Genomic DNA, 7,426 nt, shown 5'->3' with positions numbered 1-7,426 from the left:
AATGCCCATGTTCTGCCGAACCGCGACCAGCAGAGATTCTGCGACATTGGTCTGAACAGGACCACTTACGCGAAGTTCGCTCCTGCCCGCAGGGCTCTCCAGCGACGCGACGTAGCCGCGACACTAGCGGTAGTGATCACCGCTGCTGCGGTGAAGCTTCCGGAATCCACGACTCGCAGAAAGGTGCGCATATTTTCAATTCGATCCATCTTTCCATTTCCCCCAACTGAACTGTCGCAATGCATGCCGCGTGCTTCTTGATGTAATATTTTTACGTCCACGGTATTTCTTCGTATAGCTTATGAATATCTACCGATAAACCGTCCCCTCTTTTTTACCGTACCGCTTTCCAGGAAGGTGAGAAACCACAACGACCCCGCCAAAGCAGGGCCGTTGTTTCAGATCGATTTCATAACACTGCGCTCGGTATCCGAAAGTTGCGGGCCATCGAGGGTGACCCGGGAGTGGTCATTCCTGAAGCGGGCGATGACCGGGCGCAATTCTTCCTTCACATGTTTGTCGCTGTAGCCGTTAAAGAGCGTGCCAAGCAACCCGCGACGCAGGTCCGTGCTGCCAAGGAACCAGTCGGCAATCGGGAACGTCAGGTTCATGTTGTACTTCATCATGATCCCCATGTTGTGATGGGCCGTGTGATGACGACGGATTGTATTGATGAAGGGCATATTGCGCACGAGGGCGTTCTCCTGGCAGTGGCAGCAGAAGTGGAAGGTCTCATAGAGCAGGTACTGCCCGACCATCGTCAGGAACACGATATAGCCCGCGTTCAGGTTGATCACGCGCGAGGCGATGAAGCCGAGGACGGTTCCGCCAATCCCCAAGGTAATCAGCACGCGCCACGGGAAGAACACGATCCGAAACTCGCGGATCGTATCGATCGTCGGCTCCAGGTCCGAGAAATACTGGTGGTGCTCACGCGTATGCCGCTCGTAGATCTGGCGCAGGGCGAACACGTTGATGCGCCGGTGCATCACGAAACGATGCATGCCCCACTCCACGAAATTGCCGGCCAGAAACACCGGAATCATCAGCAGCCACTCCCAACGCGATGCGTGCAATCGGCTCACGCAGTAGCAGATCGCCGCAATGCCGGCGCCGTACAGCACCGCGATATGCAGCAGCCCGTTGTACAGCGGGCTGATGTCCTTCCGGTAGTTCTCCCGGAACTTTCTTTGCCTTTCAGTCATCATCACACATCTCCTTAATGTTTTGCATATCCGACGGATATGCTGGTTGATTAACTTGCGTGTTCGATTTGTTTTCAGTCAGGCGGCGGCCGGGCATTCACCGGGCTCCCCGTCGTATGCACGCTGCAGAATCCTTTCGTACGCCGCTTTCGCGTCCGTTACCGGAAAAGCCTTGAGGAGCCGCGTCACCGCCAGCGCGTCGTTTAACAGCGAAGGAAGCGAGGCCTGGTCGATGCCGAGTTCCTTCAGCGTGGTCGGAATGCCAATCGATTCGATCAACGAGCGGATTGCTTTACACAGCTCACGTATTCCCTGGTTTCGGTCAGTAGTGGCAATGCCGAAAATGTTCGCCACATCGAGAAGCTCGTCGCACCGGGCGGCGGCAAGTTCCTCCAGCACGTAGGGCAGCATCACTGCATTCGTCGTCCCGTGGGAGCGGTGAGTCGCACCTGCGACGGCATAGGCGATTCCATGCACCGCGTTCAAGCCGGCGCTTCCGTATGACAGCGCCGCGTAGACACTCGCGTAGCACATGCCTGTGCGTGCCTCGATATCGGTTCCGTTGTCGTACGTCCGCTTGAGATATCGGGCGCACAGGCTGATTGCTTCGCGTGCAAAGAGCATCGTGAGTGATGAGCGGCCGCTATAGCCAGGATCAGCATCACCGCCGCGGTCGAACTTCGCCGAATCCAGCGTCAGATACGACTCGATCGCATGCGTGAATGCGTCGATCCCGGCATCTGCCGTCACGCTACGCGGACAGGTATAGGTGAACTCAGGGTCGATCAATGCAACCTGAGGCCGCAGTGAGTTGTCCATGACAGCCACTTTCGTGGCATTTTCCGGATCGATCAGGATCGCGCCTGGCGTTGCTTCAGATCCCGTACCGGCGGTCGTCGGCATCGCGATAAATGGGAGAGGACGGTTCGCTGCTGTCAACCCTTTCACAAACTCGTGGACCGGCCGACCGCTAGGCAACGTAATGCACATTGCCTTTGCCAGATCGATGTTGCTGCCTCCTCCTAGCGCCACGACGTGGTCCGGTGCGTGCCCGTTTAGACTCGCCCGGGTAGCGGCCGTCGCGCTATCGCAGAGCGTCGTTGTCGGGTCCGGTGCACCTCCGTCGAACACCACGGTCTCGATGCCGAGCGCCCGCGCCGCACTCACGTACTCGTCTACCCATGGCGTCTTCTGCGAAAAGAAGCGGTCGGTCACCAGCACACCGCGCCGATAGCCAAGGCGTTCGATCAGTTCCGGGAGTTGTGCCCGCGCACCGGTCCCGATAATCAACCGCCCGGGGGCACAGAAATGAACAAGGTCCTCTACTCTCATGTCTTCTCCATATCAAAGTTCTTGTCGCAGAAAGCCGCGAAGCACCGCCGACAACGCGTCAGCGTGAGTCGCGGGCCTACGTGAGCGTGAATCACCTCCGCCAGGTCGTGGGCGAAGCACTCAGCCTGTGATGGGTCGCGCCTTCGCCGCGCAGCCCGCGGCCGCGCCCCCGCAAATCCGGAAGCACAAACGTCGCCGCCTCTGACAGCCGCTGCGCGAGCCGTGCCCAAACGGCGCGCATGCCCTGAATGCCGTGCAGGGCAACGGCGAGCGCATGACCCTTCCCCGATTATCTGTACATCCACGACAGCTCCATATACACTTCATATGTCACTGACATATTAGTTCATCACCCCGAGATACGGAAGTGGCATCTATGCAAAGGTGCATTGCGCTGGACTAGACGAGGTGGGTTACGAGTTGAGATGAATCACATCAGACGGGAATTCGCGCAGTCATCGCAGCACCGCAAAATTTGGGCGATGCTCAACCGGGTGACGATCGATCAGCAGATCGTTATTCATGTCATCAAGTCGGTGATCGCAGCTGCATGGCTGCTGGCATCGCGATGTTGCTGGAACTGCCGCAACCCCACACGGCTGTGGTTACGGTCTTCGTGCTGATGCAACCGTTAAGCGGGATGGTGCTGGCGAAAAGCTTTTTTACCGGGTCGTCGGAACCCTGTTCGGAACGTTGGCGACCATCGGAATTACCGCGCATTGCGGCCCGAAAGTTCTTCTGGGGTGGCGAAACCACCAGGGCAATAGGCAACCGCAGTGCTGCAGACCAACCGCCAGACAGTCCTTACGAGCCTTTGGCGGAATCGGCGACGACGGCCTGCGTGCTTCGGCGGGCGCTGCGGAAAAATGGGCGCACGCGGGGATGCGACTTTGTCACCGCCATAGGTGCCGGCGCGACCGACCACCTCATGCCGGATGTCATGAAGGTCGAAGGAATAATGGGGTGCATGCGGGTAACCGCTATCGCTCAAGCGAGGGGACTACCTGTCAGCAACCATCTCTCCCGAAAGTCAGCGCGCACTTGATGTCTGCTACGCCTACCGTCTTCCGCTTCGAGTCCCCTGGTTGGTGGAGCGCTGTGATGCAGGAATCCCTGATGGTTGAAAACGGCTTTGACTCGCTGCGAAGCCGGTGGTGAACGATCTCAACGACGCGTGCGAACGACTCCATCTCCAGACGCCCCAACCGCTGCCCACCCGGCAGAGAAGGCTCTGATTGGCTTTCAACATGCCAGGGCGGTGTACTAATCTGCCGCGCGCAGATCGGTCATTCCGCGAAGCAAAGCCGCATGAAATGCGTCCGGCTCCTGCATCTGCGGCGCATGTCCTGCGCTCGGAAACTCGACGAGCTTGACGTGCGGAATCACAGCGGCGGCCTGATGCGCAAGTTGTGGATAATTGCCGAGAGAGGGACGAATCCCGGCCGGCGCAAACTCTTTACCGATCGCAGTCGTGTCCTTGTCTCCAATCATCAACAGCGTCGGCGGCTTGAGCTGCGGGAGTTCGTAATAGACCGGTTGCGTCAGGATCATGTCGTACAGCAGCGCCGAGTTCCACGCCACCAGATCTCTCTGCGGTCCGCGATACATACCCGCAAGCATTTGAACCGACGGTTCATAATCGGCTCTCCATTGCCCCGCGAAATAAGTGTTCCTTTCGTAATTCCGGATGCGATCCGCCGAGGTGTGCAACTCACGCTCATACCATTGGTCGACGGAGACCGGCGGCACACCTTTCGCCCGCCAGTCTTCCAGTCCAATCGGATCGACAAGCACGAGCTGTTCTGTTTGGTGAGGATAGGTTAGCGCGTATCGAATCGCGAGCATTCCTCCGGTCGAGTGGCCAATCATTGTGGCCTGATGGATATCGAGCGACTGCAACAGGTCGCGGGTATTGCGCGCGAGTTGCTGAAACGTGAACTGATAATTCTCGGGCTTGCTCGATTTGCAAAAGCCGATCTGGTCGATCGCAATCACGCGATAGCCGGCTTTACTCAGCACACTAATTGTCGGCGCCCAGGTGGCCGCACAGTAATTCTTCCCATGCAGGAGCACGGCGGTCCTTCCGTTCGCCGCCTTCGGATCTGGAGCAACGTCCATATACGCCATCTGCAAGTCCTGTCGTTGCGAATAGAACTTGAAGTAGGAGACGGGATAGGGATAGTCAAAGCCCTGAAGTTCGGAGCCGTAGACCGGACCGTCCTGCGCGAGGGCGGGCGTTTGCGCGAATGCGGGGGCGATGGGCAACGTGGACGACAGGAGAATCGTCGCGGCGGCGACAATCGAAACAGAACAATGGGACTTTTTCATTGAAGGGACGGAAAGTAGGACAACGGAAACCCGTGACTGAGTTTCAGACACAGCTGCGGGGATTCGCCGCCGGTGCAAGCGAGGTCGGCGAACGCGGTCCAGGCAAGGCATGATGGTGGCACATCAAAATATCCCTTACCATTTTGCAACGCACCGCCTGACTAAAGAAAGAGCTTGCGTCGCCCCTACATAGCAGCCGCGGCGATCCTGCGCGGTCTCAATACATCAGGTCGCGCGCCACGGCAGGCGACCTGACCTTTCGTCTGCGCTCGGCCAGGGCGGAAATCAAACACAGTAGCAAGCCTCCTATTGCTAGAAAGCTACCCACCGATGCGGGCGACGTCCATCCGTATTCCTCGGCGATGGCAAGGCCGGCAAGAAAAGGGCCAAGCGCGTTCGCCGTGTTGAATGCGGAATGGTTCAGCGCCGCGGCAAGCCCTTGCGCGTCACCTGCGACATCCGTCAGGCGGGTCTGCAGTACAGTGGCCAACGCGCCTCCATGTCAATCAGAAAGACATCGACAGAGACGGCCCAGACATTCATGGCGACCAGCGGGAAGATCGCAAGGGATACCGCTCACCAAACCAGCAAAACGCCAGCGGTTCGCATGACCGCCCGGCCGGCGAACATGGGCACGACGATGTTACCAATTGTCAACCCGATCCCGAACATAGCGAGCACGAGCGGCACTTGAGCCACTGCGACGTGCGTGACAGCGCCAGGAATGTCCGCGAGATACGTATAGACCGCAAACAGTCCGCCGAAGCCGATTGCGCCGATGCCCAGCGTCAGCCATACCTGCGGCCGCCTTAGCGCGCCAAGTTCGCGCAATGGGCTGGCGTCGGTCGTTGCCAGCGCCAAGGGCGCGAATAGCCGTACCATGATCATGGCCAACAGGCCGAGTACCGCGACGAGGCACAGGCTCCAGCGCCAGCCCACGGCCTGCCCGAGCCAGTTTGCGAGCGGCACGCCCACAATCGTGGCGCATGTCAGTCCGAGGAAAACCCTTCCGACGGCGGCCATCCGCCGGTTTTCCGGCACCAGCGTGGAAGCAACGAGCGCGGCGCCGCCAAAATAGGCACCATGCGGCAAGCCGCTGATGAAGCGGAAGAACAGCATCGCATGATAGGTGGGCGCCAATGCGAAACCGGATGGGAGGTCGCATGCCATCGCAACGATTGAGCCGGATCTTTGGGGCGCAGCGCCGGTCACGCCGGCACGATCATTACCCGTATCGGCTTACCCATTGTGCTTTGCTCTTTCGTCACCATGAAAAAGCATGATGACGCTGAACCCGGCGGATGCGAGTTGCGCATAACGGACGCTGCCCGCTTCGTGTTCACGTCGTCCAGAAGGATGTTTCCATGCAGGTCGTCGGCCGTCGGGCATTTCGGGCAATCGATATCGGTGCAAGTGCAGCCAGCGCACCGGGAGAGATCGCGAACAGCGGCTCTGTTACCTTCGCTTTCATCGCGCCTCCCCGAACCGACGCGTCACCATACAAAACCTTTGCGTATTCCCCCTCGATTTGCGCCACACCTGTCGTGTGTGCGGAGGCATCCGTAATCTTGATCTGATCGGGCGTAGCCGTCATAACTTGCATTCTGCCGTCGCCATTGCCGGCATCGAAACTGCTGCGGCAGTGCACGCCGCTATTGCCGCGAGACAGAGTTTTCCGGTCTTCATCATCCTGTCCTCAGGATTGATGGTGAGGAGTCTCAGCTTGGCGCCCAATATAAGACGGCCACTGGTCGAGATCATTTCATTTTCGTATGACCTACATGCACGTGACTAATATCGCCGTGTCGCTTTATCGGGTGAGCACCGAACGGCTGTGCTCTTTGAGGCTGAGAGGAGCGAACCCGGTCAGGACAAGATCGAACTCCGAAGGCTGCCGCACGATGCGCTCAACGGGCGGCATGGACGCGCGGTGAAGTTGCGGCTCGTTCGCTCTTGAGGCCGGAATGATTTACATGCGCTACAAACAGGCCCCCTCCGCAATCGAACCATAAGTCTGTCGAGGCTGGGGAGTGTGAGCCTGTAGCATTCGAAACGAAACCGTGCACCGCGAATCAATGAGGGGGCGTGGTGTGGTGAGCGGCCGAGACTATCGGGGATCCCGCAAAAAAAATGGCCGATAATGATCGGGCTGCTTTTCAACGCGGTTTACGGCGACGGACGCTCCGCAGGTTCAACAGCTTCGATGGATAGACTTGAAGCGCCGGGCATTTTTCATTTGCGCACAACAGTGATTGATAGTTGACGCTTCTCCGACACTGCTATGGACTTGAACCTACTGAAAGCGTTTGACGCTCTGATGCGTGAGCGGAACGTCACCCGCGCTGGCGACAAGATTGGCATGCCCCGGCCAGCCATGAGCCAGGCTCTGGCCAGGCTACGCCTCGAATTCAACGATGAGCTATTCGTTCGAACCCTGCGCGGGATGGAACCAACGTCCAGAGCGCATGATATTTTTGTCGAGGTCTCTGCCGCACTCGACCATATTCAGAACGCGCTGACCAGGACAGAAATTTTCTCGCCGCGAACCAACAAACGCACTT

General features: G+C 58.5%; 9 protein-coding genes and 1 pseudogene. 4 read left to right on the top strand and 6 right to left on the bottom strand.

The genetic code is table 11. The features are described 5' to 3' along the window. Positions 1 to 261: hypothetical protein (locus QOC89_RS24630; RefSeq protein ID WP_323047399.1), on the top strand; the 261-nt coding region annotated here is incomplete at its 5' end. Positions 262 to 398: 137 nt separating this feature from the next. Here the strand turns inward: QOC89_RS24630 and QOC89_RS24625 are convergent. Together QOC89_RS24625 and QOC89_RS24620 are read right to left on the bottom strand one after the other, a co-directional pair. Then, positions 399 to 1,208: a fatty acid hydroxylase family protein gene (locus tag QOC89_RS24625; protein WP_323047398.1), complete on the bottom strand. Its 810-nt coding sequence runs from the start codon at positions 1,206 to 1,208 to the stop codon at positions 399 to 401. Between the two features lie 75 nt (positions 1,209 to 1,283). Next, positions 1,284 to 2,537, bottom strand: a complete 1,254-nt coding sequence (locus tag QOC89_RS24620; protein WP_323047397.1) for an iron-containing alcohol dehydrogenase — start codon at positions 2,535 to 2,537, stop codon at positions 1,284 to 1,286. A 503-nt stretch (positions 2,538 to 3,040) separates the two neighbouring features. Here QOC89_RS24620 and QOC89_RS24615 point away from each other — a divergent pair. Together QOC89_RS24615 and QOC89_RS31965 are read left to right on the top strand one after the other, a co-directional pair. After that, positions 3,041 to 3,248: pseudogene (locus QOC89_RS24615) on the top strand (FUSC family protein); the annotation flags it as partial. Between the two features lie 130 nt (positions 3,249 to 3,378). Beyond that, positions 3,379 to 3,582: an enolase C-terminal domain-like protein gene (locus tag QOC89_RS31965; RefSeq protein ID WP_416340461.1), complete on the top strand. Its 204-nt coding sequence runs from the start codon at positions 3,379 to 3,381 to the stop codon at positions 3,580 to 3,582. Positions 3,583 to 3,800: 218 nt separating this feature from the next. On the opposite strand, the gene QOC89_RS24610 is transcribed toward QOC89_RS31965, so the two are convergent. The 4 genes from QOC89_RS24610 to QOC89_RS24595 all read right to left on the bottom strand — a co-directional run bounded on the left by QOC89_RS24610 (position 3,801) and on the right by QOC89_RS24595 (position 6,468). After that, a complete protein-coding gene (locus QOC89_RS24610; RefSeq protein ID WP_416340460.1) occupies positions 3,801 to 4,865 on the bottom strand; it encodes an alpha/beta fold hydrolase in 1,065 nt (354 codons plus the stop codon). A 217-nt stretch (positions 4,866 to 5,082) separates the two neighbouring features. Beyond that, positions 5,083 to 5,355 (bottom strand): hypothetical protein, encoded by a 273-nt coding sequence (locus QOC89_RS24605; protein WP_323047395.1) that lies wholly within the window; start codon positions 5,353 to 5,355, stop codon positions 5,083 to 5,085. Positions 5,356 to 5,441: 86 nt separating this feature from the next. After that, on the bottom strand, positions 5,442 to 6,035 hold the full coding sequence (locus QOC89_RS24600) for an MFS transporter (protein ID WP_323047394.1): 594 nt from the start codon (positions 6,033 to 6,035) through the stop codon (positions 5,442 to 5,444). Positions 6,036 to 6,204: 169 nt separating this feature from the next. Beyond that, positions 6,205 to 6,468: a hypothetical protein gene (locus tag QOC89_RS24595; protein ID WP_323047393.1), complete on the bottom strand. Its 264-nt coding sequence runs from the start codon at positions 6,466 to 6,468 to the stop codon at positions 6,205 to 6,207. A 678-nt stretch (positions 6,469 to 7,146) separates the two neighbouring features. Between QOC89_RS24595 and QOC89_RS24590 the strand changes: the two genes are divergently transcribed. Further along, positions 7,147 to 7,426, top strand: a 280-nt coding sequence (locus QOC89_RS24590) for a LysR family transcriptional regulator (protein ID WP_323047392.1), incomplete at its 3' end; no start/stop codon positions are given.

The sequence above is a fragment of the Paraburkholderia sp. genome, from assembly GCF_034668105.1.
In the GTDB taxonomy this organism is placed as follows: domain Bacteria; phylum Pseudomonadota; class Gammaproteobacteria; order Burkholderiales; family Burkholderiaceae; genus Paraburkholderia.
Note: the sequence above shows the minus strand (reverse complement) of the source record. Positions and strands in the feature narration are given on the sequence as shown.